The organism is Paenibacillus germinis (assembly GCF_013141785.1).
GTDB classification, from domain to species: Bacteria; Bacillota; Bacilli; order Paenibacillales; family NBRC-103111; genus Paenibacillus_E; species Paenibacillus_E phytorum.
Genome location: NZ_WHOC01000157.1, coordinates 34056 through 59022, shown reverse-complemented (window position 1 = coordinate 59022; position 24967 = coordinate 34056). Strand labels below are relative to the sequence as shown.

At 44.1% G+C, this 24967-nt stretch carries 22 protein-coding genes; 16 read left to right on the top strand and 6 right to left on the bottom strand.

What is annotated here, in order from left to right; all coding sequences use genetic code 11:
• Positions 1 to 429: 429 nt before the first annotated feature.
• From GC102_RS29400 to gyrA, 5 genes are read left to right on the top strand one after another with little or no spacing between them, the layout of a single operon-like run.
• Positions 430 to 1245 (top strand): GDSL-type esterase/lipase family protein, encoded by an 816-nt coding sequence (locus GC102_RS29400; RefSeq protein WP_171692667.1) that lies wholly within the window; start codon positions 430 to 432, stop codon positions 1243 to 1245.
• A gap of 14 nt (positions 1246 to 1259) precedes the next feature.
• Positions 1260 to 2222: an ABC transporter ATP-binding protein gene (locus tag GC102_RS29395; RefSeq protein WP_171692666.1), complete on the top strand. Its 963-nt coding sequence runs from the start codon at positions 1260 to 1262 to the stop codon at positions 2220 to 2222.
• Positions 2223 to 2237: 15 nt separating this feature from the next.
• Positions 2238 to 3230: a DUF2705 family protein gene (locus GC102_RS29390; protein WP_029193094.1), complete on the top strand. Its 993-nt coding sequence runs from the start codon at positions 2238 to 2240 to the stop codon at positions 3228 to 3230.
• A 28-nt stretch (positions 3231 to 3258) separates the two neighbouring features.
• Positions 3259 to 5226, top strand: a complete 1968-nt coding sequence (parE, locus tag GC102_RS29385) for a DNA topoisomerase IV subunit B (protein WP_171692665.1) — start codon at positions 3259 to 3261, stop codon at positions 5224 to 5226.
• A gap of 24 nt (positions 5227 to 5250) precedes the next feature.
• The gene (gyrA, locus tag GC102_RS29380) at positions 5251 to 7692 is read left to right on the top strand and encodes a DNA gyrase subunit A (RefSeq protein WP_171692664.1); all 2442 of its coding nucleotides are present in this window, start codon (positions 5251 to 5253) and stop codon (positions 7690 to 7692) included.
• Here the strand turns inward: gyrA and GC102_RS29375 are convergent.
• Entirely contained in the window at positions 7683 to 7853 is a 171-nt protein-coding gene (locus tag GC102_RS29375) for a hypothetical protein (RefSeq protein WP_171692663.1), read from the bottom strand. The two genes, gyrA and GC102_RS29375, sit on opposite strands and share 10 nt — an antisense overlap.
• A 268-nt stretch (positions 7854 to 8121) precedes the next feature.
• Here GC102_RS29375 and GC102_RS29370 point away from each other — a divergent pair, with 268 nt between their 5' ends.
• Positions 8122 to 8526, top strand: a complete 405-nt coding sequence (locus tag GC102_RS29370; RefSeq protein WP_057301854.1) for a MarR family winged helix-turn-helix transcriptional regulator — start codon at positions 8122 to 8124, stop codon at positions 8524 to 8526.
• A 26-nt stretch (positions 8527 to 8552) separates the two neighbouring features.
• Here the strand turns inward: GC102_RS29370 and GC102_RS29365 are convergent, their stop codons facing one another.
• From GC102_RS29365 to GC102_RS29355, 3 genes are read right to left on the bottom strand one after another with little or no spacing between them, the layout of a single operon-like run.
• Complete coding sequence (locus GC102_RS29365; protein ID WP_312883402.1) at positions 8553 to 9266, bottom strand: RluA family pseudouridine synthase; 714 nt, start codon at positions 9264 to 9266, stop codon at positions 8553 to 8555.
• 2 nt (positions 9267 to 9268) lie between these two features.
• Complete coding sequence (locus tag GC102_RS29360) at positions 9269 to 10135, bottom strand: class I SAM-dependent methyltransferase (RefSeq protein ID WP_171649332.1); 867 nt, start codon at positions 10133 to 10135, stop codon at positions 9269 to 9271.
• Positions 10136 to 10189: 54 nt separating this feature from the next.
• Positions 10190 to 11320: a peptidylprolyl isomerase gene (locus GC102_RS29355; RefSeq protein ID WP_171692662.1), complete on the bottom strand. Its 1131-nt coding sequence runs from the start codon at positions 11318 to 11320 to the stop codon at positions 10190 to 10192.
• A 182-nt stretch (positions 11321 to 11502) separates the two neighbouring features.
• Between GC102_RS29355 and glgB the strand changes: the two genes are divergently transcribed.
• The 6 genes from glgB (at position 11503) to cls (ending at position 19065) form a co-directional block, all read left to right on the top strand.
• The gene (gene glgB, locus GC102_RS29350) at positions 11503 to 13509 is read left to right on the top strand and encodes a 1,4-alpha-glucan branching protein GlgB (protein ID WP_171692661.1); all 2007 of its coding nucleotides are present in this window, start codon (positions 11503 to 11505) and stop codon (positions 13507 to 13509) included.
• The gene (locus GC102_RS29345) at positions 13452 to 14600 is read left to right on the top strand and encodes a glucose-1-phosphate adenylyltransferase (protein ID WP_029193101.1); all 1149 of its coding nucleotides are present in this window, start codon (positions 13452 to 13454) and stop codon (positions 14598 to 14600) included. The genes glgB and GC102_RS29345 overlap by 58 nt, the downstream gene beginning before the upstream one ends.
• Positions 14601 to 14606: 6 nt before the next feature.
• Positions 14607 to 15716, top strand: coding sequence for a glucose-1-phosphate adenylyltransferase subunit GlgD (gene glgD / locus GC102_RS29340; RefSeq protein WP_171692660.1), 1110 nt, complete (start codon positions 14607 to 14609; stop codon positions 15714 to 15716).
• Between the two features lie 22 nt (positions 15717 to 15738).
• Entirely contained in the window at positions 15739 to 17178 is a 1440-nt protein-coding gene (gene glgA, locus GC102_RS29335) for a glycogen synthase GlgA (RefSeq protein ID WP_171692659.1), read from the top strand.
• 120 nt (positions 17179 to 17298) lie between these two features.
• Positions 17299 to 17493 carry a hypothetical protein gene (locus GC102_RS29330; RefSeq protein WP_171692658.1) on the top strand — a complete coding sequence of 65 codons (195 nt, stop codon included), beginning with the start codon at positions 17299 to 17301 and terminating at the stop codon, positions 17491 to 17493.
• A gap of 114 nt (positions 17494 to 17607) precedes the next feature.
• Entirely contained in the window at positions 17608 to 19065 is a 1458-nt protein-coding gene (gene cls / locus GC102_RS29325) for a cardiolipin synthase (protein ID WP_171692657.1), read from the top strand.
• A 91-nt stretch (positions 19066 to 19156) separates the two neighbouring features.
• Here cls and GC102_RS29320 read toward each other — a convergent pair whose 3' ends face one another.
• Positions 19157 to 19585 carry a VOC family protein gene (locus GC102_RS29320; protein ID WP_171692656.1) on the bottom strand — a complete coding sequence of 143 codons (429 nt, stop codon included), beginning with the start codon at positions 19583 to 19585 and terminating at the stop codon, positions 19157 to 19159.
• Positions 19586 to 19860: 275 nt separating this feature from the next.
• Between GC102_RS29320 and GC102_RS29315 the strand changes: the two genes are divergently transcribed.
• From GC102_RS29315 to GC102_RS29300, 4 genes are all read left to right on the top strand, one after another.
• The gene (locus tag GC102_RS29315; protein ID WP_171692688.1) at positions 19861 to 20358 is read left to right on the top strand and encodes a DinB family protein; all 498 of its coding nucleotides are present in this window, start codon (positions 19861 to 19863) and stop codon (positions 20356 to 20358) included.
• A 327-nt stretch (positions 20359 to 20685) separates the two neighbouring features.
• Positions 20686 to 21165, top strand: a complete 480-nt coding sequence (locus tag GC102_RS29310; protein ID WP_171692655.1) for a DUF6530 family protein — start codon at positions 20686 to 20688, stop codon at positions 21163 to 21165.
• Between the two features lie 24 nt (positions 21166 to 21189).
• The gene (locus GC102_RS29305) at positions 21190 to 23397 is read left to right on the top strand and encodes an AAA family ATPase (protein WP_171692654.1); all 2208 of its coding nucleotides are present in this window, start codon (positions 21190 to 21192) and stop codon (positions 23395 to 23397) included.
• Between the two features lie 40 nt (positions 23398 to 23437).
• Entirely contained in the window at positions 23438 to 23797 is a 360-nt protein-coding gene (locus GC102_RS29300; RefSeq protein ID WP_171692653.1) for a GIY-YIG nuclease family protein, read from the top strand.
• 134 nt (positions 23798 to 23931) lie between these two features.
• Here GC102_RS29300 and GC102_RS29295 read toward each other — a convergent pair whose 3' ends face one another.
• Positions 23932 to 24819: a fructose bisphosphate aldolase gene (locus tag GC102_RS29295; RefSeq protein WP_171692652.1), complete on the bottom strand. Its 888-nt coding sequence runs from the start codon at positions 24817 to 24819 to the stop codon at positions 23932 to 23934.
• Positions 24820 to 24967: the final 148 nt, after the last annotated feature.

Genomic DNA, 24967 nt, shown 5'->3' with positions numbered 1-24967 from the left:
AATTCTCACCATGTTATTTGCTCACAATAGGCGCGGTTTTCAACCTTATTTTGGTCAACATCGGGCGAAAGCGCGGAAACCGCGCCTATTTCATTTCATCACCAAGTGAAAGCTCGGAAAACGACTTCTCAGCCTACATAAACCAGTATAGCCAAGGTTCTTGTATACTTTAGGCAGTCTCAGCAGCCCATACGCTGTTGAACTGCGAAGAGACGAATTGGCAGTCTCAAACAACACCGGCCCTCCCAAAGCCGCATTTTGTTATAATACAGCCAGCTTCCTTGAAAGCAGCATCCATTTTCAAAATAAATGAAACGGGTAACTCACGAGCCCTTGTGGGCCTGTTCCGTATTGTAATGTTTGCAAATTTATTCAAGAAGCTATACTCTTATAGTGAATTATGCCATTTATTCGCAGGAGGGGACTTCCTTGAGATCATCTCGTTTAATGTGGGGCGCAATTGGCCTTACAGCTTCGATATCTACGATTGTTTTCGCAGTAGGCTTTGCTTACGCGGCGAATCAAATATTATTTCCCAAAGCATCCGGAGATCTCAATCTTGTAACGACTGCACCTAAGAAAGAAACATTGATTGAGAGTAAAAGTAAGCTGCAAATTGTTGCGCTTGGTGATTCATTAACTGCAGGAACAGGTGATAACACTGGCAAAGGATACGTTGGACGTGTCCGCGAAAAGCTGGAGAAGGAAAGCGGTAAACCGGTATTCGTGCTTAATAATTTGGCGATTCCAGGCTATAAGAGTGACCAGCTTCTCTCTGATTTAGCTCTGAAAAAGACGCAGGACGCACTCGCTCAGGCGGATATCATTTTACTCACGATTGGTGGCAATGATATTTTTGCTGGTGGGGAAGGGCTTTTTAAAGGAGAAAATCAGACGGAGTTTAACCCAGAGGGTGCGCTGAAACGCGTAGAACCTGCGCTGGCCAAGATGGAGAAGGTTATTCAAGCGATTAATATGGCCAATCCGAATGCAACTGTGTTGTATGTTGGTTTATATCATCCTTTTCTTGATTTAGATCCCAAAAAAGAAGGTTCGCTTATTGTGCAGCGATGGAATAACAGTGTTTTTGAGATGATGAACCGTTATCCTCATATGACCATTGTCCCAACCTACGATTTGTTTGAACAAAATTTGATCAAATATTTGTCCTCAGCCGATCATTTTCATCCTAACGGGGACGGCTATGAGCGCATTGCTGATCGGATTGTACAAATTCTGAAGTAGGGGAGGCCAAGCAGATGGCAGTAGCAGCAGTTCCAACAACGGTTTTATCTGTGAAAAATTTAAAAAAACGAATTAAAAATAAAGAGATTATAAAAGGGATTTCATTTGATGTATACGCGGGTGAGATCTTTGGTTTCCTAGGACCCAATGGATCGGGCAAAACAACGACGATTCGCATGCTCGTTGATCTAATACGTCCGACTGAAGGGTCTATTCAGATTTGTGGGCACGATGTTCACAAGGAGCATAATCAAGCGATGAGGCATGTCGGTTGCATCGTCGAGAATCCCGAGTTATATTCCTATTTAACAGGTTGGGAAAATCTCGAGCATTTTGCAAGAATGCTGCCGAATGTCGATGAGAAACGAATCCAAGAGGTTGTTGAGATCGTCTCCATGGATCAACGTATTCACGATAAGGTACGAACTTATTCCCTTGGTATGCGTCAACGGCTTGGTATTGCACAGGCACTGCTTGGGCGACCTAGTTTATTGATATTGGACGAGCCGACGAATGGTCTCGATCCACAAGGGATTAAGGAAATGAGGGAGTTCATTCAACGTTTGGCCGCGGGTGGACTTAGCTTGTTCGTGTCCAGTCACTTGCTTAGCGAGATTCAGCAAATGTGCCATCGTGTAGCCATTATTAGTCATGGTGAAGTCATACAAGTGGGAGCCGTCGATGATTTGGTCGCTCAAGGCGGCAAAGTCGTGTGGTCCGTGTCTCCGGCCGACAAGGCCGAGGGGCTTTTAGAGGCGTCGCCACTCGTGCATGCCATTGAGGAAATTTCTGAAGAAAGTCCAATAGGCTTACCCTTGGCAGTGAAACAAATCGTTACACAAATGGATAAGGAAAACGTCCCGCAGGTAAGTCAGCATTTGATGGAAGCAGGAATTAGCCTCTTTGCTGTAGAAATCAAAAATCCAACACTGGAAGATTTGTTCTTGAGCCTAACCGAAGGTGAAAGAATTGAGTAGGGGAAGGTGAAAGAATTGCTTAGTTTATATGCCCTTGTTAAGAATGAATGTATTAAAATGATTAAGAAAAAACGCTTTTATGTTATCCTACTTATACTTCTTGCATTAATCCCTATGTTCACTTATGCTCAAATGCGAGTTGCTCAAAATACACAAAAGCAGTTTGGTACAACAGACTGGAAGGCGGACCAACGGCAGAAAATTGCCGACTGGGAAAAGCGTTTAAGCTCAGCTCGAACGCCGGATGAGTGGAAACAACAACTTAGGGTACAAATTCAAATCGCTAACTATTATCTTGAAAAGGATGTAGATCCGAGTACACCGAATGCGGTTACTTTTACACGCGAGTTCGTGAAAAATGCGGTTGGTTTGTTCATTCCGCTCATTATCATGGTCATTTCCGCTGACATCGTATCATCTGAGCATTCTACGGGGACTATTAAATTATTGTTGACAAGACCGGTCCGGCGATGGAAAATCCTATTGAGTAAATTAATTACGGTTGTCTTCTTTACTTCGCTAACCGTATTGTCCACTGGTGTCTTATGTTATTTGATTTCTGGTGTTGTTTTCGGCTATAACGGATGGACGATGCCTGTTTTTACAGGTATTCAACTGACAGGCACAGAAGTGGATTTCAGCCTTGTACGTGCAGTTGATCAATGGTTCTTTCTTATCATGGAGTTTGGATTAGTTTGGTTCTCAGCATTAGTCGTAGCACTTATGTCGCTGATGCTCTCTGTTCTCATTCGTTCCACAGCAGCAGGTATGGGGGTCATGCTTGCCGTATTAATATCAGGAACCATTCTTTCGAACATGGTGTCATCTTGGGAAACTGCGAAATATTTGTTTATGGTCAATTTGGACTTAACCAAATATTTAACAGGAGGCCTTCCGCCAATTAAAGGGATGGACTTGACCTTCTCACTAAGCGTTTTAAGTGTGTGGGCGATCGCTTCACTCATTGTTTCATTTACGGTATTTTCACGAAAAGATGTTTTGAATTAACGGTTAACTTAGATAAAGGAGGGCTTCAATGTCCGAGCAGCTAGAATTTGCGAAAGGAATAGCCCCAACATCGAATTATGAGGCTGATGATATACAAGTCCTGGAAGGTCTTGTAGCGGTTCGTAAAAGACCAGGGATGTATATTGGTAGTACAAGTGCATCGGGTCTACATCACTTGATTTGGGAGATCGTGGACAATGCGGTTGACGAGCATCTTGCCAAACATTGTTCCAAGATTAATGTGACGATACATAAAGATCAGTCCATTACGGTTCAGGATAATGGTAGGGGGATTCCAACCGGTATGCATAAGACCGGCGTGCCCACGCCTCAAGTTGTATTTACGATCTTACATGCTGGTGGTAAATTTGGTGGAACAGGCTACAAGAAGTCTGGCGGACTTCATGGTGTTGGCGCATCGGTAACAAATGCTCTATCCGAATGGCTGGAAGTAGAAATTTACCGAGATAGCAAGGTGCACAAAATGCGCTTTGAGTATTGGGTTGACGATGCAGGAATCGAGCATGTTGGTGAACCGGTTACTGGACTTGAAGTCGTAGGAAATACCAATCGCACAGGAACGAAAGTAACTTTCAAGCCTGACAAACGCGTATTTCAAGGCGGAACAACCATAAACTACGATACTTTAGCTGAACGTCTGCAAGAAATTGCTTTCCTCAACTCAGGACTTCTCGTAAACTTGAAAGACGAACGGTCGGATAAGCTAGATACTTTTCAATATGAGGGTGGCGCAAGTCAATTTGTTGAATTCCTGAATGAGGAGAAAACAGTTCTTCATCCTGTGATTCACTTTGCTTCAGAAAAGGATGAAATCGAAGTAGAGGTGGCCCTGCAATACAATGATGGCTACACGGAAACGATCGCTTCCTTCGTAAACTCAATCCCTACTCGCGGCGGCGGTACCCATGAGACCGGCTTTAAGACTGCTTATACACGCGTCATGAATGAATATGCCCGTAAAGGGGGCATTATCAAAGAAAAAGAAAAAAATCTTGATGGTACCGACCTTCGTGAAGGAATGATGGTTGTTATCAATATCAAGATGGGCGATGTTGAGTTCGTTGGGCAAACGAAAGATCAGCTTGGAAGCGCTAATGCAAGAAGTGCAGTGGATGCGGTTGTTTCTGATAAAATGACTGTTTTCTTGGAGGAAAATCCGCAAATCGCGCAAATGATGCTGAAGAAGGCTGTACAAGCTTCCAAAGCACGGGAAGCTGCTCGTAAAGCGCGTGAAGAAATTCGCAGCGGTAAAAAAGGGAAGAGTGAGAGCTCGAACCTGAATGGTAAGCTAACCCCTGCACAATCGAAGGATTTGCAGCGCAATGAGCTGTTCATTGTCGAAGGAGATTCCGCCGGCGGTTCAGCGAAGCAAGGACGTGATTCCAAGCACCAGGCTATTTTACCGCTCAAAGGAAAACCGATGAATCCCGAGAAATCCAAGCTTCTCGATATCATGAAAAATGATGAATACAAAGCGATCATCGCCGCCATTGGGGCTGGAGTTGGCTCTGAATTCGAAGCAGAAGAAATGAATTACGGTAAAATTATTATTATGACAGATGCAGATACGGATGGTGCTCACATTCAGGTCCTGCTTTTGACCTTCTTTTACCGCTATATGAAGCCATTGATTGATCAGGGTAAAGTGTTCATCGCACAACCACCGCTTTATAAAGTGACAAGAAAAGGCAAGAATGGCGGATACAAGTACGCCTGGACCGACGATCAACTACAGGTTGTTGTCAAAGAACTTGGTAAGAACACCGAGCTGCAGCGTTATAAAGGTCTTGGTGAGATGAATCCGGAGCAGTTGTGGGAAACGACGATGAATCCGGAAAGCCGTACCTTGCTGCAGGTACAGATTGAAGATCCTGCTAAAGCGGAACGACGTGTAACAACATTAATGGGCGATAAGGTAGATCCACGCAAGCGTTGGATTATCGAGAACGTCGATTTTACCGAATATGTAGAGTAGACCAAAAAGAGTGGTGAATGGAAGTTGAACATATTAGAAGAATTTTTACCCGCATTTCTGGAGGAGATCGTTGGCGATCGTTTCGGGCGTTATTCTAAATATATTATTCAGGATCGCGCGATTCCAGATGTAAGGGATGGTTTAAAGCCAGTACAACGACGTGTATTGTACGCAATGTACGACTCTGGCAATACCCCTGATAAACCTTATCGCAAATCAGCCAAAACCGTCGGTGATGTCATGGGGAATTACCATCCACATGGAGATGCCTCCATTTATGATGGTATGGTTCGTATGGCGCAGCCGTGGAAGATGGGCCACACACTCGTGGATGGCCATGGTAACTGGGGATCACTAGATGATGATCCGCCGGCAGCAATGCGTTACACAGAGGCTAGACTTTCTGAGATCGCGATGGAACTTCTGCGTGATATTGAGAAACGTACAGTCATGTTTAAGGATAACTTCGATAATTCCACGAAGGAGCCCGTTGTGCTCCCTGCACGGTATCCGAACTTACTCGTGAATGGTGTCAGCGGGATTTCAGCTGGGTTCGCAACAGAAATTCCACCGCATAATTTACGTGAAATTATTGATGCCTGCACAGCCATGATTGACAAGCCTGAGATCACAGTCGATGAGTTAATGACGATCGTCAAAGGACCGGATTTCCCGACTTCCGGCATTATCATGGGTGAAGAAGGCATTCGCGAAGCTTATCGCACGGGAAAAGGCCGTATTTACATACGTTCCAAAACAGCGATAGAAGATATGCGCGGCGGCAGACAACAAATTGTAATCACGGAGATCCCTTATCAAGTTGTCAAATCTCGTCTGGTTACAGCGATGGAGAATATTCGGCTTGAGAAGAAAATCGAAGGAATTGCCGAAGTACGCGATGAAAGCGGTCGTAATGGATTGCGAATTGTCGTGGAGCTTAAGAAAGAAGCCGATGCCAAGGGTATTTTGGCTTACTTACTGAAGAAGACGGACTTGCAAGTAACCTACAATTTCAATATGGTTGCGATTGTGAATAAAGCGCCACGTCAATTGGGTATTCGTGAAATTCTTGAAGCTTACATTGGACATCAGAAGGAAGTTGTTACGTTCCGTTCCCAATATGAGCTCGAGAAAGCCGAAGACCGCGCACATGTATTAGAGGGACTTGTCAAAGCCCTTAACATTTTGGACGAAGTTATCGCAACGATTAAGGCTTCCAAGAATCGTCAGGATGCGCAAAACAACCTTGTTGAGAAGTTTGGATTCTCAGAGCGTCAAGCAGATGCTATTCTTGTTTTGCAATTATACCGATTAACGAATTTAGAAATCACAACGCTTGAAAAAGAGTTGAAAGATGTAGAGAAAACGATTGCTTATTTACGTGGAATTCTTGGCAGCTTGAAGAAGCTGTTAGGTGTAATTAAAGATGAAATGGGCGAAATCCGTAAGAAGTATGGCATCGACCGCCGCTCGGATATCCAAGGTGAAGTAGAGGAACTGAAAGTTAATCTTGAGGTACTCGTGAACGCGGAAGACGTCCTGGTTACGTTGTCCAATGAAGGTTACTTGAAACGGACGAGCAAGCTTTCGTTCACACGATCAGGTGGAGAGCTAGAGAATACAGGACTGAAGGATGGCGATTACTTACGCTTCCTGCTCGACGTGAATACGATCGAAAGCTTGTTGATCTTCACGAAGAAGGGGCAATATTACTTATTGCCTGTCCATCAAGTGCCGGAGTATAAGTGGAAAGAGAACGGAACCGCGATTGTGAATGTCATTCCTATTGCCAAGGAAGATCGCATTGTAAACGTTATTCCGGTGAAGGGCTTTGAGGATCCGACTAAATCGCTTGTGTTCGTCACACGCAAAGGACAAGTGAAGCGTACAGAGCTGAAAGAATATATGACGAACCGCTCAAACGGAATCGTTGCTTGTAAGCTTGGTGAGAATGACGATGTCCTTCATGTACACCTAAGTGACAATACGAAAGAAATATTGCTTGTTTCGAAGCAGGGCATGAGTATCCGTTTCCGCGAGGAGGAAGTGAACCCGATGGGCCGTGGGGCCGCGGGTGTGCGCGGCATCCAGCTCAAGGAAGACGATGAAGTCGTCTCGGCCGAGTGGATTTATGGGGATGAGGGAGAAGTGTTGGTGATCTCGGACCTCGGGTATGCGAAGCGTTCCCTAGTTGTGGATTATCCCATCCAAGGACGCGGCGGGAAGGGCATACTTACCTTCGAATTTAAAGAAGGCAAGCGTGTGAGACCTAATGGTTCAGCGTTAATACGCACATTTATCGTGAAAATGGATTATCTCATTACGGCTGTCATGAGTAATGGGGAGAAGCTGCGTTTCTCAACAGAGACAGCACCTCTGGAGGATCGAAAAGCACAAGGTAAACAACTTATACCTGTTTCCAAAACAGAAGCGATTGTAGAGATCTTGAGATTCCCTCAATCATAGCTGACTGTAGGTGGATCCAGCTTCTCAATGAGCATAAAAGCTAACTCCAATAGGACCCACAGGGGCATCGGTTCGTCTAATCGATCCAGCCACTGTGGGTCTTTCATTATGCCAGCCTCTAGTGCCTTTTTACCAAGCTCTATTTTCCAAGCTTCCACCATAAACCACTCCTTTGAGTTTTCTTTTGAAAAAAAACTGTACATACCTGCATCACAGTATATGTAAGAAGTGGGCGAGGTGTTAAAAGAAGTCGAGAAGCTTGGGCGATTTCTTGCTAATCGGACAAAGTAATGGAGGGATCGACAGCAAGCCACAGCATGTCTCAAACGGTGCAGCTTTTGTCTGAAAATATTAATGGCATTAACCTTTAAACCAAAGAAAAGGCGTGCTATACTTGCCTTAGGAGATGTTGGAAGCGAGTTGATGAGGTTGTATTCCGATGAATTTGGGAAGCTATGGTTGAAATTGTCTAAGGAATTGAAAAACCAGATGGAGGTAGGATTAGCACCTACCATTACAGAAGGACAGCTTAACGTGTTGGAGCTGCTTATGACGAATGAACGGATGAAGCCTTCTGATTTAATCGAATATTTATCCACAACGCCTGCAGCTGTGACAACATTGTTAGATCGGATGGAGAAAAGTGAATTGATCGCAAGGGAGCGGGATGAGAAGGACCGCCGTATCGTTTGGGTCAACGTCACGGAAAAAGGAAAGGCGGAATGCGAGAGAGGTATGAGAATCCGGGAACAACTTTTGGATTCGTACCTGAGTCGCGTTTCCGCCCATAATCAGAAATTGCTTATTTATTTGCTTGGGAAGGTCGCCAATTAATAGCGACCCAACGGTTTGAGGCGAATTTACAACTCTGGGAGTGTAAATTCGCTCCAGGGCCGCTGCATCGGCGGCAGCGACCGGAAGCGCAGCGTCTCTTTGAGCGTTGGATGCTCAAAGGCAAGAGCCGTGGCCCACAGCGCAAGCTGCTGGCCGGGCTTGTTGACCGCGCTGCCGTAGCGCTGGTCGCCGTAGAGCGTGCAGCCGATGGCTGCCAGCTGCACGCGGATTTGATGCGGCCGCCCGGTGTGCAGCTTGATCTGGATCAAGCTGAACCCGTCTTGGCTGCCGAGCAGCTTATAGTCCAGCACAGCCTCCTTGGCGTCCTGCTGGCCTTCTCTGACCACGCTGACGGTATTCGTACGCGTGTCCTTCCAGAGCCAGTGACGCAGCGTAGCGGACGGCTGTGGCGGCTTGCCATGCACGACGGCGACGTACGTCTTGTCGAGCTGCCTCGTTCTTACCGCGTCAGATAGCCTGGACGCGGCTTTTGACGTTTTGGCGAATACCATCACGCCGCCAACGGGACGGTCAAGCCGGTGTACAAGCCCGAGGTACACATTGCCGGGCTTGTTATGACGGTGCTTCAGATCTGCCTTCAGCACATTCAGCAGATCAGGATCACGTGAATCGTCTTCCTGCGTAGGCATGTTGACGGGCTTCTCAACCACAAGAATGTGGTTGTCTTCGAACAGTATCGGAATTTGTGATGCTCCCGAGCCATCTCTAGATGCTGCCACCGTTACGCCTCCCAGCGTCCCAGAATACCGCAAGGGAGCATCAAGCCGGAATGGGTGATCGGCAGGCCGATTTCGCCACTGGAGATCGTACCGCCATGCTTGGATTTCATCGCCATGCTCAAGACGTTCTGGAGCACAGTTGCCGAGATCCCCGTTGTATAAGAGTTGATCAACAGGAACAACGGATTGTCCGTCAGAATCGATTGGCAGGTTTCAATGAAAGGGAAGAGATCATCTTCTAATTTCCAAGTCTCACCATTAGGTCCGCGTCCGTAGGAAGGAGGATCCATGATAATCGCATCGTATTTGCTTCCGCGGCGCTGTTCTCTCTGTACGAATTTGAACACGTCATCCGTGATAAATCGAACAGGACGGCTGCCTAGGCCACTCAGATGCAGATTTTCCTTTGCCCATTGAACGACTCCTTTGGAGGCATCCACATGGCAAACTTCGGCACCTGCGTAAGCACAAGCCAGTGAGGCTCCACCTGTATAAGCAAACAGGTTTAGTACCTTGATAGGACGTCCAGCTCCTTGGATCTTGTCCATCATCCATTTCCAGTTGACTGCTTGCTCAGGGAATAAGCCCGTATGTTTGAAGCTGGTTGGCTTAATATAGAAGGACAACTTCTGGTCATAGTTAATCGTCCAGCGTTCTGGAAGCTCAGCGTGCTGCTCCCATTGTCCGCCGCCACTTGCGCTGCGGTGATAATGGGCGTCAGCTTGACGCCATGCCGGTGTTTCTTTTTGTAACGGCCAAATGATTTGTGGGTCTGGTCTTCTTAGGACGATCGTGCCCCAACGTTCGAGCTTTTCGCCGCCGCCGGTATCGAGGAGCTCATAATCAACCCAGTCTTTTGCATAAAACATGCTGCATTCCATCCTTCAACTTGTATACTTTAACAAACATTCATTGTACACCATTTATTGACCTAAATCGATCTTTTCAATCAAACCAGTCAGTTCTTTTTCTGCAAATTGTTGAAATTGCTCTTGTTCAAGCGAAGCTTTCAGCTGCTCTTTCACAGAATCAAAGGATTTAACAGATCTAGCTTCTACTTTGATAACGTGATAGCCGAAATCTGTCGCGATGGGATCACCAATTGTTCCAATCGTCTGCTCGATAGCTGCTTTCTTAAATTCAGGTACCCATTGACTTACATCGGCATCCGCATAAAGACCGCCAGCATCTTTGGAACCCGGGTCATCTGAGAATTCTTTGGCCAATTTAGTGAAATCTTCACCGTTCTTAAGCTTCTGCTGAACTTCTTTTGCCCGTTTGAGCGCTTCCTCTTTCGTACGAAGAACTTTGTTATCAGAACTTGATGGGTCATTCAATCCAATCAAGATGTGGCGCACGGAGGCAATAGTATAAGCATCTTTATCGACTTTAAGAGTTTCATCATATTTGGCTTTTAACTGGGCATCGGAAATGCTGGACTTGATATAATTTTGTGCACCGATGCTGCCCACTAGAAAGTACTGAAGATCAGTAACTGTTGTGTTTACCTTTTTCAAATCGTCAAGGAACTTCGCTTCGCCAAATTGGCTTTTCCAAGCAGCGATTTGTTTAACAGCACCGTCTTTGGCAGCGTTCTGGTCAGCCTCAGATGCTTTACCGAAAAGAATTCGGTTTTGAATGAGTTGTGTGATCACCTTTTTTTGATACTCCGGTTCATCTTTAGAAGCAGCATGGCTTCCATTGAAGAGAGCTTGCAAAGCAAAGAAGGTATCAAATTCACCCTTGGTCACTGTTCCACCCTTGTAGGTTGCAACCACTTGTTTAGGATTGTTACCGATCCAAATGGTTTCATTTTCTTCGTCCCACGCGACCTTTTTCCCAAGCGCTTCACTTACAAATCTAAGTGGTACATAGGTTGAGCCTTCGTAAATAAATCCTTTCGCTTCAGAAGGTGCTTTCTCAACACCGTCAAACATATACTTAAGACTTCGGAATGCGACTTCAATTTGACTGTTTGCTGCAAATGCTACTGTCCCGCTTAATACGGAACCGATCGTTAGACCAACGATAAGTCCCTTTACTTTATCTTTCATTATTTGCGTTCCACCTCTCGATATAATCTCCCTCAAATAATTCACCAAGGGTTGAGTAATTTCCTTTTTTTTTTTAATGTAAAAATGAAGGATTCTTTGCCTGGTTGTTGTATTTGTAACGTAAGGCGATTATAAGTAAAATCCAGTTTTGACGAATTCAGGTTGAATTAAGGAGGGATAACGTGGGGGCAAATGTTGGTATACCTAGCTCAGAAGACTTGTTTCTGCTTCATGAAGGATCCCTTTACCACAGTTATCGCATCTTAGGGGCGCATGTAAGCAAAACAAAAGGGCAAGAGGGTGTTCGTTTTGCCGTATGGGCACCTCATGCCAAACAGGTTTACTTGCTTGGTGATTTCAACAGTTGGCAATCTGGGACACATCGTTTGGAGAAGTTTAGTACACTTGGCTTATGGATATTGTTCGTTCCAGAAGCAAGTGAAGGCGATTATTACAAATTTGAAATTCATAGCGAGACGGGCCAGATTTTGTTGAAAGCAGACCCGTATGCTTTTTATTCGGAATTACGTCCGGGTACCGCGTCGCGTGTTGTTGATCTAGAAGGTTATGAATGGAAGGATCAGGCATGGCAGCAGCAGAAAAAGGAAAACCCTGCTTATAATAAGCCACTATCTATTTATGAGGTTCATCTGGGTACGTGGCGCAAAAAGGATCGACATAGTGAAGACTTGTATACCTATGATCAGCTTGCTGAAGAGCTAGTCGATTACGCAGTTGAAATGGGATATACGCACATTGAATTAATGCCGCTCGCAGAGCATCCGTTTGACCGTTCTTGGGGCTACCAAGCAACAGGCTATTTCTCCGTTACTAGCCGCCATGGTACTCCGAAGGAATTCATGCATTTCGTTGACCGATGTCACCAGAAGGGGATTGGGGTCATTATGGATTGGGTCCCTGGCCATTTCTGTAAGGACAGTCATGGACTCAGGCAGTTTGATGGGAAGCCTCTGTATGAATATGAAGACCCACGCAAAGCCGAGAAGCTGGAATGGGGCACACTTACTTTTGATTTTGGTCGACCTGAGGTTCAAAGTTTCTTAATCTCAAATGCTGTATTTTGGATGGACATGTATCATATTGATGGGATTAGAGTGGATGCTGTGGCTTCTATGCTGCATTTGAATTTTGGCAGATGGAGCGAGGAACCGATCAAGAATCAATGGGGTGGGGATGATAATCCCGAAGCGATCGCATTCCTGCGCAAGCTGAATCAGGCTGTCTTCTCCTTCTACCCTGATGCGCTGATGATGGCTGAGGATTCTACCGATTGGCCGCTAGTTACTGCGCCTGTCCACGATGGAGGACTCGGATTTAATTATAAGTGGAACATGGGCTGGATGAACGATATGCTGCGTTATATGAAATTAGATCCGATTAACCGCAAGTATCATCATAAGCTGATCACGTTCTCATTCATGTATGCCTTTAGTGAAAATTATGTACTGCCGCTTTCGCACGACGAAGTGGTGCATGGCAAACGTTCACTTCTTCATAAGATGCCAGGCGATTATTGGCAGAAATTTGCAAACCTTCGCGTTCTATATGGATATATGACGGGTCACCCTGGTAAAAAACTGCTGTTTATGGGCAGTGAATTTGGGCAATTCGACGAATGGAAAGATCTTGAAGAACTTGATTGGTTTTTACTTGAAGGCTATGAAAAGCATATTCAAATGCATCATTATGTCAAATCACTTAATCAATTTTATTTGGACCAACCGGCGTTGTGGCAGTTGGATCATCATCAGGATGGTTTCGAGTGGATCAACCCTCATGATGAGAGCCAGAGCGTTGTGACCTTTATGCGCAAAGGGAAATTACCTGAGGATGACTTGATTCTCGTATGTAATTTCACCCCTGTGGTGCACCCGGATTACCGAATTGGCGTTCCGAGGCTTGGCGTGTACGAAGTCGTATTTAACAGCGATGCAACCGAATTTGGCGGTTCTGGTCAAGGTAACTCAGGGCCAATATCCAGTGAAGAGCGTTCATGGCACGGGCTGTCGAATAGTTTAGCGTTGTGTATTCCGCCGCTTGCGGCTGTTTATATAAAATGTGTGAGTGAATTCCAAACTGTGATTGACGAAGTTGAAGGGGGAAATCAGATATGCGCAGTAAAGAATGTGTTGCCATGCTCCTCGCTGGAGGAGAAGGACGAAGATTAGGCGTTCTGACGAACAATTTAGCCAAGCCAGCCGTTCATTTTGGCGGGAAGTATCGTATCATTGATTTTACCCTCAGCAATTGTACGAATTCAGGGATCGACACCGTTGGTGTCCTAACCCAGTATCAACCTCTCGTACTAAATACTTACATTGGGATTGGAAGTTCATGGGACCTTGACCGCAAATATGGCGGTGTGACAGTGTTACCACCGTTCATGGAGCAAAAAGGCGGGGATTGGTACAAAGGAACAGCGAATGCCATTTATCGCAATATCGGCTTTATTGAGCAATATGATCCCGAATATGTTTTGGTCATCTCGGGTGATCACATCTATAAAATGGACTATGATCTGATGCTGTCTTACCACAAAGAGAAGAAAGCCGACGCAACGATTGCTGTCATTGAAGTTAAATGGGAGGAAACGAATCGATTCGGCATCATGAGCGTCAATGACAAACAAGAAATAACTGAATTTGCAGAAAAACCGAAAGAAGCGAACAGTAATTTGGCTTCGATGGGTATTTATATTTTTAATTGGAGCGTATTGAAATCTTATCTGATCGAGGATGAGGAAAATCCTAACTCCAGCAAAGATTTTGGGAAAGATATTATTCCAATGATGCTGAAAGATGAGGCGAGAATGTTCGCTTATCCTTTTGAAGGCTACTGGAAAGATGTAGGTACGATCGATAGTCTGTGGGAAGCAAACATGGACCTGCTGGATGACAATAATGAGCTTAATTTAAATGATAAGGACTGGCGGGTTTACTCCCAGAATCCTTACCAGCCGGCTCAATATGTGGCACCAACTGCGAATATTAAGCGTTCACTCGTTAATGAAGGCTGCGCGATATTCGGAGATGTCGATCACTCGGTATTGTTCTTCGGTGTACAGGTTGGCGAAGGAAGCCAGATTCGCGATTCCGTCATTATGCCTAATGCCAAAATTGGTAATAACGTAACGATCAACAAAGCGATTATCGGCGAAAACACGGTCGTTGAAGACGGTGCTGTGGTAGATGGCAAAGGGGAAATTGTACTTATTGGTGGCAATGAACGGATATCAGCGAATGCCAATCAGAAGGGATGATGTCGAGTGAAACATGTGATGGGTGTCATTAATTTAGTGAATGAACCGGATGATTTGGAGGAACTGACCTACTTTCGTTGCCCAGCATCCGTGCCGTTCGGCGGTCGTTATCGACTAATTGATTTTACATTGTCAAATATGGTGAATTCCGGCATTGATAATGTTGCTGTATTCACTCAACATAAATATCGTTCGCTCATGGATCACCTTGGTTCTGGGAAAGAATGGGATTTGGATCGGAAGCGGGGTGGCTTGTTCGTTCTCCCTTCTGTGCTCAATGAACCAACTGGCATTTCACGTGGTGATTTATACCAGTTCTATAGCCATAGAGATTATTTCTATCGTGGTAAAGAAGAGCTTGTCATTATTTCACGAAGCCATATGGTATGCAACCTCGATCTGCGTGACGCTGTGCGTTATCACGAGGATTCACAAGCAGACATTACGGTTATCTATAAGCAAACAGATGAGGATATTCAAGGGAAATTCCGTCGGTTAGCGGTCAAGGATAGCGGGCAAGTGACTCTCATGGAGGATCACACAGGAAGATTGCGTACAAACAACATTTCAATGGAAATGTACATCATGAGCAAAGCGCTGCTGCTGGATATGGTTGAATCTTGCTTAGCGCAAGGTTACGATCATTTGGTTCGCGATGGCATTATGAAAAATATTGATAAGCTCAGTGTGTATGGCTATAAATTTGAAGGCCATGTAGGAATTGTGAACTCGATTCAAGGCTACTACAAGCACAGTATGCAGCTGCTTAATCCGGCGATCTGGAGAGAGCTCTTCTTCCAGAAAAACCTGATTTACACGAAGGTTAAAGATGAACCGCCTGCGAAGTACTTGGATACCGCAGCAGCTAAAAACGCACTCATCGCCAACGGCTGTGTCATCGAAGGTAAAGTGGAAAATAGTATCCTGTTCCGTGGTGTTAAAATCCGGAAAGGCGCGTACGTGAAGAACAGCATCATTCTCCAAAACTGTGAGATTGAGGAGAATGTTATCATTGAGAACGCAATCCTGGATAAGGATGTCTTCATTAGTCGTGGACGTGTCTTAACAGGAGATAACAAAGCACCATTCATTGCTGCGAAAACGAAAGTGATCTAGATCAAATAAAAGGAGTAGGAAGATGAAAGTACTATTTGCTGCATCTGAGGCTGTACCTTTTATTAAAACAGGCGGTCTAGCTGACGTAATTGGCTCCTTACCGAAGGAGCTTACTCGTCAAGGACTGGATGTGCGGGTTATTTTACCTAAGTATGGCGATATCCCTGCTGTTTATCGGGAAGCAATGACGAAGGTAGCCACATTTGATGTGTACATCGGTTGGAGAAAGCAATACATCGGAATTGAGATGCTTCAGCATGAGGGAGTCACCTTTTATTTCGTGGATAATGAGTTTTATTTCAAGCGTCCAGGCATTTATGGTTACGGAGACGAGGCGGAGCGTTTTGGGTTCTTCTGCAGAGGGATTATTGAGGCGCTCCCGTTACTTGATTTCCAGCCGGATGTGATTCATTGCCATGATTGGCAAACGGGTATGATTCCTGTGCTGCTGAAGGCACATTATCAACACCTCCCTTTCTATAGCGAGATGAAGACAATGTCTACCGTTCATAACTTGAAATACCAAGGTGTGTTTGATCAATCTCTATTAAAAGATTTGTTCGGTTTATCAGACGATCATTTCACAGGAACTGCACTTGAATTGCATGGTGGCGCAAGCTTTCTCAAAGGCGGGCTTCTCTATTCGGATCGGATAACAACGGTAAGTCAGACCTATGCGGAGGAAATACAAACTCCCTTTTATGGTGAATTTTTGGACAGCCTGCTGCGTCATCGCAAAGATCAGTTAACGGGCATTGTGAATGGCATTGATTACGACGTGTTCGATCCAATGACCGATCCACATCTGGCTGTGAATTATCGAGATTCCTTACCGAAGAAACAGCAGAATAAGCTAGCTCTTCAGGAGCGCTTGGGTCTGCCTGTGAATGGTGATGTACCGATGATTGCGTTGGTCACTCGCTTGGTGCAGCAAAAAGGACTTGATCTCATCCAGCATGTCATATCAGAGCTTCTCGCTTTGGACATTCAACTTGTCGTTCTCGGTACAGGCGACTATGGGTTTGAACAAATGTTCCGATATGCGGCTCAAACGCATCCCGATAAGGTGTCTGCTCAAATCTATTTCGATGAATCTCTTGCACATCAAATCTATGCCGCATCTGACTTATTCTTGATGCCGTCACAGTTCGAGCCTTGTGGGATTGGGCAGTTGATAGCATTACGTTATCGATCTGTACCCATTGTTAGAGAAACAGGCGGACTGAAAGATACCGTGCATCCTTATAATGAGTTCACGGGTGAGGGTACCGGATTCACATTTAGCAACTATAATGCGCATGACATGCTGCATATCATTCGCCGTGCTGTGTTTTTCTACAAGAATGATAGAGAGTCATGGTTAAAAATTCAGCAAAATATGAAAAAAGGCGATTTCAGCTGGAAAAAGTCAGCCCAGCAGTATATCGCACTTTATAAAGTAATGGTTAATAACAACGATTAAAAGGAGACTGGGGGCATTTTGCTTCCAGTCTCTTTTATCTAATTCCTCTTCATTTTATTCTTGATAGTGTCGATAAAGACATTACCGGGTGAAATTTTTTAGGAGAGGCAGTTGTTCATAATGAGCCGGACTGAGGTATGTTTAACGGATGCAGATATGTACCACTGCATGTTGTTTCAAACACCTGTAGAGGTATGGTTTGATGGTGAATTGGAAGACGCGGGTTCATTGATTGAAGCTTATTCGGATGATGTCATTAAAGTAGGCGGCGTTTATTATTTGCGAAAACTGTGCCTAATTAAGAAAATAGCATAAAGGGTAGCTTGTCAATGACCTCTTATTCACCTTGTGAATAGGGGGTCTTTTCCTAATTTGTCGAATTTCAGGTATAATAGCAATGAGTTGATATAAATGGTTTGGAGTGGTGTTATGGACTGGATATCGCATGTACTATCTGTCGTCTTTGTGATTAATATTTTACTCGCCATAACGGTTGTGTTCTTAGAACGTCGAAACGTGGCGGCAACATGGTCATGGCTCATGGTGCTCTTATTCATTCCGATTCTCGGTTTCCTTCTCTATGTGATGCTTGGACAAAATTTGAGCCGCAGAAAGTTGTATAAATGGAACCGCCGTATGCTGGAAAGAGTGCAGACCGTCATTTCAGAGCAGCGGGAACAGCTGATCGACGGGACGCTGCCGTATATTGATCCGATGGTAAGTCAGTATCGAGATTTGATTTATATGAATGTCGCAACGAATGATGCGTTCCTCACGCAAGATAATGGTGTACATATTTTCACAGACGGCGTGGCTAAATTCAGTGATTTACTGATGAAAATTGAAGCTGCTGAGTCACATATACATATGCAGTATTATATCGTTAAGAATGATTCGTTAGGTCACAAGGTCATGGAAGCTCTCACGAGGAAAGCGGAGCAAGGTGTCCACGTTAAATTCTTATATGACGATATTGGTTCAAGGTCCTTGAAGGACTCCTTTTTTCGAAATTTCCTAAAGGCTGGCGGGCAAAAAGCAGCATTTTTCCCATCGCGAATTCCATTTCTGAACTATCGGGTCAATTATCGCAATCATCGTAAATTGGTTATTATAGATGGTCAGATTGGGTACATGGGTGGATTCAATGTCGGTAATGAATATCTGGGTTTAGATCCGCGATTTGGGTACTGGCGAGATACGCACCTTCGTTTGACTGGAAGCGTCGTTCGCGCTTTGCAGTCGAGATTTATTCTGGATTGGAACTTAGCATCCGTGCAGCAAATGGAAGTTGCGCCTGAGTATTTTCCCGATACTATGGTGGAGGCCAACAGCCTGGAACACGTACCTATGCAGATTGTGGCAAGTGGACCTAATGAAGCATGGCCGCATTTCGTGTTTACATTCCTTAAAATGATTCACATGGCCAAGAGCAGAATCCTCCTGCAGACTCCTTATTTTATCCCTGAAGAGAGTATGTTGAATGCGCTGCGCATTGCCGCTCTATCGGGCATTGACGTTAGAATCATGATCCCTGAGAAAGCAGATCATATGTTTGTTCATTGGGCTTCCTTGTATTATGTAGGTGAATTGCTGCGAGCTGGAGTGAAATGCTACTTATATGATCAAGGCTTTCTTCATGCGAAAACGATCATCGTCGATGGGCAGGTTGCCTCTGTTGGGACGGCCAACTTCGATATTCGCAGCCTCCGGCTTAATTTCGAGACTAACGCCTTGATGTATCATGCAGAGACGGCGAAGAAGCTGGAAAACACTTTCTGGAAGGATATGGAGGGCAGTATGGAGTTGACGTTGGAGGAATATGATAAACGTTCCTTACGGATTCGGTTTCTGGAGTCCATATCGAAATTGGTTTCTCCCATATTGTAAACGAAGGTATAATCTATGCAAAAAAAAGGATATCCAATCATTTCTTGAGAAAGAAAGATTGAATATCCTTTTTGTATTGTGAAAAGATTAATTAATAAACCGTTTCACCATTGTCATAATTAAACTGCCATTGAATACCGAATTTATCTTCTAAGTTGCCGTAGCATTTGCTCCAGAAAGTTTCTTGAAGCTCCATGCCTACTTTGCCGCCTTCTTTCAACTTATGAAAGGCTGACTTCACTTCATCGATATCTTTGCTGACTAAGGAAAGGCTAATGTTGTTCCCGGCAACGTAAGGCATTCCTGGGAAAACATCGGAGAACATTACAGTACTTCCAGAAATGCTAAGACGTGCATGCATAACTAAATTTTTGGCTTCCTCAGGAAGAGGGAAGGATGGGTCGGGTGGTGTATCTCCAAAGGTCATGATTTGTGGCTTGTCCAGTCCAAATACGTCTGCGTAAAACTCAATGACTTCACGAGTGTTTCCATTAAAATTAAGATATACATCAATAGCCATTAATTTCACTCCTTAGGTTTGATTGTCTATCATTTCCATATTGTATCATTTAACTGTTCTAAAACCAATATACCTGCTTCTGAACAAATATAAAAATTATATGAATTTCGGCGGTAGGAACGCATGTCCACTGAAAATTGACCGATTTGACATTTTGAATAAATTTAGGATAATATAGTTTATGCAATTATATTTCACGCAATTAAATTTGAGATTAGCAAATTAAAAGCATAATAATAAATGAATGGAGGAGGTTGGAGATGACAGCCATGTCTATGAATGAATCCAATCGAGCATTTGGTGAAGCTCTTGTGAAATCATTAGTTGGAGAGCGCGGACATATTCCGATAACCAGAGCATTGCTCGATATTAATGCTGAGCTTGCAGGGACTCGTACCACGGGTGCGCCATATAATATTTATCAGCTATTGAAGCATATGAGCTACTGGCAGGAATTTTTGTTGACTTACCTTGAGGGAGGCAAGCCTGAATTGCCTTCTAGTGTCATGGACAGTTGGCCTAGCGCAGAACGTCCGGAGAGTGAAGAGGATTGGGAGTCAATTGTTCAATCTTTTTTGCAAGGAGTCGAGAGAGCTTGTGAAATTGCTCGAACGTCACAACTGGATGAAATTCTTGAAAAGTTTCCGACGGAGACGAAAGCGGGGATTTTGCGCAACATTGCCTCACATAATTCCTATCACTTGGGAGAAATAGTTTTGCTCCGCCGAATGAATGGAGCCTGGCCGCCGCCTGGCGGAGGTTACCCTTTATAGTATGTAGAAGCGGGATCTAACGAAGAACTTGGCGGAAGCAACAACAAGTAAGTTTAGTTTGAAGTAAGGGAAGGCAAATGTGCCTTCTCTTTTTTTTGAGCGATTTCTAATACCCAAGCACCGAAACAGGACGCACCAGACACTTCAACGTTCATAATTGCATTGAGCAAAGCTAGTAGTGGGTGATAGAAAATATCTCTTCGCAAGAACAACTTGTGGTCAATTAACCGGATTGACAGATGATGAAATGCAGGGTAAGATGATTTTACATTTAGTAATTTAGTAAATTAGTAAATTAGTAATTCATAAAATGGAGAGTGTGAAAAAATGAAAATACCAACTACTTTAAAACATAAGCCTGTTATCGTTTCAGAAAATTATGAGCAGGTTGATGGCCGGTACGCCCGGAATACGGATGCAAAAGGTCTATCCTTGGGATTGGCCCAGTGGAATGATAGGGGAAAGGTCGATATCTCGGCCAAAGTATGGAGATACACCGGGGAAAAATGGTCCCGTCAATCAGAAGAGCTTCCCATGCACCGCGTAATTGACCTTGCCATTTTAATTTGCAGAAGCAGCTTGCATTTTCAGGATGCTTATCGTTTCCCGAAACTGTATGACCCAGATAACACGACGATTGACCGAATTGGGCTGCAAGGGGATGCGATGAGCGTATCCGTTTGTACAGAAAATCCCATGATTGATAATGATATTAAGTTATTTGCTCAGGCTCTTTCTGATGATGGCGAAATGATGGGAGAACGTCTTCGTGTCTTATCCAGTCTGCTGAAAGAAATGGGGTATTAACCAATTTAGGAAAGGTGAAAAGGTATGAACAATCAGGAAGAATATAAATTGTCGCCAACAAGACAACTATCGGATATAGAAAAAGGGCTTATTTGGAAAAAGCCGTTATCTCATAAGGTAAGTGAAGAAGAACTGCGTATTTGCAAAGAAATTAAGCGCAACTGGCATCGAGGGGAAATGAAAATCGCCAATATTTTGTTAGAAGGTGACGCTGGTTCCGGTAAAACACAACTTGCCAAAGCATTGTCGGCGGAATTCGGGCTGCCCTATACGAAAGTGACCTGTTTTGCCGATATGGATAAATCAGATATTATTGGCGCTATTTTGCCGGTGATTTCATCAGAGCGATTAGAACAGATGGAGCCTGCGGAGCAAACCGTTTTGAAAGCTTTATATGAGAGCGATGGTTTTCAAAGTACAAATGAAATATTGATAAACGTGCTGGGGATTACACAGGAACAGGCTGCCTTAAAGATGAAGCAATTACTGAAGATGGTTACGGAAAATACCGTGGACGAAGTGGTGGAGTATCGATTTTACCCCTCCGAAATCGTCAGAGCCTATCAAAAAGGCTTTCTTCTGGAAATCCAAGAACCAACCGTTATTCGGGATGCCGCGGTGCTAATGGCACTCAACTCTGCCTTAGAGCTGGATGGCAGCATTAACCTTCCCACAGAAATCATACGCAGACACCCGGATTTCATAGCAGTCATCACAACAAACCGCAGTTATGCAGGGACCAGACCGCTAAATGAAGCACTGCGTGACAGGGTCCAGCATTCAGAAAAGATGGATCTGCCAACCAAAGAAATCATGATTGAACGGGCAATGGCCAAAACCGGTTATAAGGATGAAATGGTGTTGGATGTTTTAGCGGATATCATTATTATCTTGGACAAAATAGCCCGTGCCAATGCAATTAAAGGTGTGGCGGGTATGCGTTCATTTTTCTATTGGGCGGATTCGGTTGCCGGAGGTGCTTCAGCAAAAGAATCTCTTTATCATAAAGTCATCTACAAGATAACAACCGATTCCGAAGAAATCAAACTATTGGAAGAAGCACTAAAAAGCCAAGGTTTGATAGCCGGCTTAGATCAGGTTGAGATTGAATTAAAAAAAAGAATTTTTGATGAAGTAGAGATAAGAACATGCGGAAATATCGACGACTCTGATTTTGACCACGACAAGAAGGTGGAGGAACAGGGGATTACATTAAAAAAATCTGCGGATAGTGACGAAAGTACATCCGACGTTTCTGATGATTCTACCGATATGGAAAGTTCAGATATGGGAGAGGATGGTACTCCCAAATATCATCAGGGAAAACCTGAAACTATGTTAGAAGAAGCGAAACAAAAAGATCGGGATTTCCGTAAAAAGCTGAATCACGACGCAAGGGAGGTTGTGTCCGATTCTATTCATAAAAAGGTTAAACTCATCGTTCACCGTCCGGATTACGATATTGAATCTGAGCAGGAATATCTCAATCTAAGTAAAGAACTCATGCCTGTCGTACGGGAAATTGCTAGAAAGACACTTCCGCTGTTGGAACATGAGACTTCTTCTGAATTTGCAAAGAATCAGTATTATGGCAGCAAATTTCAAGCGGATAGTATTGCTTATCAGGATTTTAGGTATTTTGCCAAGAAACGTCCTCCAACAGAATCCCCCTCCCTTGTGGTCGGTCTAAGAGTTGATGAGTCAGCTTCCATGTCAGCTTTTGGTAGATTAGAAGCTGCAAAGCGAGCGGTGATAGCCGTGTATGAATTTTGTCAAATTTGTCATATTCCTATACAGATCTACGGGGATACAGCGGATGCTTCCAAACTGGAGCAAATGTCGATTTATGCTTATACCGATTTTGATAAAACAGATTCTAATGATCGATTCAGACTAATGGGGATTCGTGCCAGAAGTAATAATCGCGATGGGATGGCGCTTAGAATTATGGCTGACCGATTAGCTGTTGCACCTGGGCAGACAAAATTATTGATCAGCATAAGTGATGGGCAACCCAAAGCCATGGATGATTATACCGGAAACTATGCAATTAAAGACATGCAACAGACTATAGCCGAATATGAACGGAAAGGAATTACATTTCTTGCAGCCGCAATAGGTCAGGACAAGGATGTGATTAATCAAATCTATGGGAATGAGAAGTTTTTGGATATAACAAATCTAACAGAGTTTCCTGCTAAATTGGTTCGGATTATCGCTCGGTATTTGTGATTGTTGTAATCATTTATAAGACCCGAAAGGAGAAAAAGGCATGGATAAGAACAAGCGCAAGGAGCTTCAGGAAGAATACAAGCAGATTAAGACCTACATGGGTGCCATACAAATAACAAACAAGGCCAATGGCAAAATTTACGTAGATAGCTTTCCCAACCTTAAAAACAAATGGATGACCTTACAGATGCAATTGGACATGGGAAGATTCGCAAATGCCCAATTGCAAAAAGATTGGAAGGAACTAGGGGCAGAAACTTTCACCTATGAGGTGCTAGAGGAAAAGGAAGCTGACGGAGTCACCGACGTGCGCTGGGAACTTAAGCAATTGGAAAAGCGGTGGGTGGAGAAACTGCAGCCATACGGAGACAGAGGATATAATAGGGCGCCATCATCATAAATGAACAGTAAAGTGGTTGTGTGAAATTCGATGAACAATAAGAACGTGTGGAAAATTAAGCAACGACCCCGAGCTTTCAAAAAGTTCGGAGTCGTTTTTTAGTTGGATTCGCTTGAATGGTCAAGTGAACTCCCTTATGTGATGGAGGCTTCATAAATGTCAAGAATGGTTTTGGACAGCATCGTGTTGAATTCATCGTCTGTTTGCTCGGCGGTTAGTCCCTGCGATAAGGCACGCGAGAAACTAGCGATCAATCCATGATTATGTGCCAGCTTGTTGTTTGCTTCCGCTTGCGTGTAGCCGCCTGATAAAGCCACAACCCGTACAACATGCGGATCCTTCATTAAATCGCTGTAGAAATTGTTTTCCGTCGGTATGGATAGTTTTAACATAACTTTTACGTCTTTGCCAAGTTTGGATAATTGGTCGAAAATCTCATCTTTTAATAGTTTCTCCGATGTTTCCTTATCTGCGCTGTGGATATCTACTTCCGGTTCGATAATCGGAACCAGCCCCATCTGGGCGATTTGGTTACCGATGGCAAACTGTTGCTCAACGACTTGTTTGATTCCGGCAGGATTGGCTTCCTTAATAAGCGAGCGCATTTTCGTCCCGAAGATGTTTCGCTCAGCCGCACGCTTCAGAAGGTCGTTTAAACCGGAAAAGGGCTTCATGAGCTGAACCCCGTTTTCAAGGTCGGCAAGCCCTTTATCGACTTTTAGAAAAGGCACAATGCCTTTCTTCTCCCAAAGATAATCGGCTGTAAATTGCCCGTCAATGGAACGATCCATTGTGTTCTCAAATAAAATCGCACCCAAAATGTACTGGGAATCAAACGCGAAACTCTTAATAATACGCGTTCTCATCTCATGCACCAATGCGTACATCTCTTCTTCATTTGAATAGCTATCTTGCTTAATGCCATACTGCAGCAGAGCATTCGGCGTACTTCCGCCGCTTTGATCCAAGGCTGCTATAAAGCCCTTTCCCGTACGGATACGATCCAATTGCGTGGTATTCATGAGTGTTTCTCCTTCCCTTTCGTGGACTGAATGACATCTTGAATCATAATAATTATAGCACTTTTACTTGCATAGAAACATTCTAGGTTGTCCTTTTCGAGTTGACATAATAAGAGATAATGTTTATATTTTATTTATTCCGACTGTA

What these genes read in the sequence shown, in the direction of transcription:
- GC102_RS29310 (WP_171692655.1), top strand. Translation starts at nt 20,686, where the DNA reads ATGAAAATACCAACTACTTTAAAACATAAGCCTGTTATCGTTTCAGAA.
- GC102_RS29300 (WP_171692653.1), top strand. Translation starts at nt 23,438, where the DNA reads ATGGATAAGAACAAGCGCAAGGAGCTTCAGGAAGAATACAAGCAGATT.
- glgA (WP_171692659.1), top strand. Translation starts at nt 15,739, where the DNA reads ATGAAAGTACTATTTGCTGCATCTGAGGCTGTACCTTTTATTAAAACA.
- GC102_RS29355 (WP_171692662.1), bottom strand. Translation starts at nt 11,320, where the DNA reads ATGAAAGATAAAGTAAAGGGACTTATCGTTGGTCTAACGATCGGTTCC.
- GC102_RS29375 (WP_171692663.1), bottom strand. Translation starts at nt 7,853, where the DNA reads ATGGTGGAAGCTTGGAAAATAGAGCTTGGTAAAAAGGCACTAGAGGCT.
- GC102_RS29345 (WP_029193101.1), top strand. Translation starts at nt 13,452, where the DNA reads ATGCGCAGTAAAGAATGTGTTGCCATGCTCCTCGCTGGAGGAGAAGGA.
- GC102_RS29315 (WP_171692688.1), top strand. Translation starts at nt 19,861, where the DNA reads ATGAATGAATCCAATCGAGCATTTGGTGAAGCTCTTGTGAAATCATTA.
- cls (WP_171692657.1), top strand. Translation starts at nt 17,608, where the DNA reads ATGGACTGGATATCGCATGTACTATCTGTCGTCTTTGTGATTAATATT.
- GC102_RS29395 (WP_171692666.1), top strand. Translation starts at nt 1,260, where the DNA reads ATGGCAGTAGCAGCAGTTCCAACAACGGTTTTATCTGTGAAAAATTTA.
- GC102_RS29360 (WP_171649332.1), bottom strand. Translation starts at nt 10,135, where the DNA reads ATGTTTTATGCAAAAGACTGGGTTGATTATGAGCTCCTCGATACCGGC.
- GC102_RS29320 (WP_171692656.1), bottom strand. Translation starts at nt 19,585, where the DNA reads ATGGCTATTGATGTATATCTTAATTTTAATGGAAACACTCGTGAAGTC.
- GC102_RS29330 (WP_171692658.1), top strand. Translation starts at nt 17,299, where the DNA reads ATGAGCCGGACTGAGGTATGTTTAACGGATGCAGATATGTACCACTGC.
- GC102_RS29305 (WP_171692654.1), top strand. Translation starts at nt 21,190, where the DNA reads ATGAACAATCAGGAAGAATATAAATTGTCGCCAACAAGACAACTATCG.
- GC102_RS29295 (WP_171692652.1), bottom strand. Translation starts at nt 24,819, where the DNA reads ATGAATACCACGCAATTGGATCGTATCCGTACGGGAAAGGGCTTTATA.
- parE (WP_171692665.1), top strand. Translation starts at nt 3,259, where the DNA reads ATGTCCGAGCAGCTAGAATTTGCGAAAGGAATAGCCCCAACATCGAAT.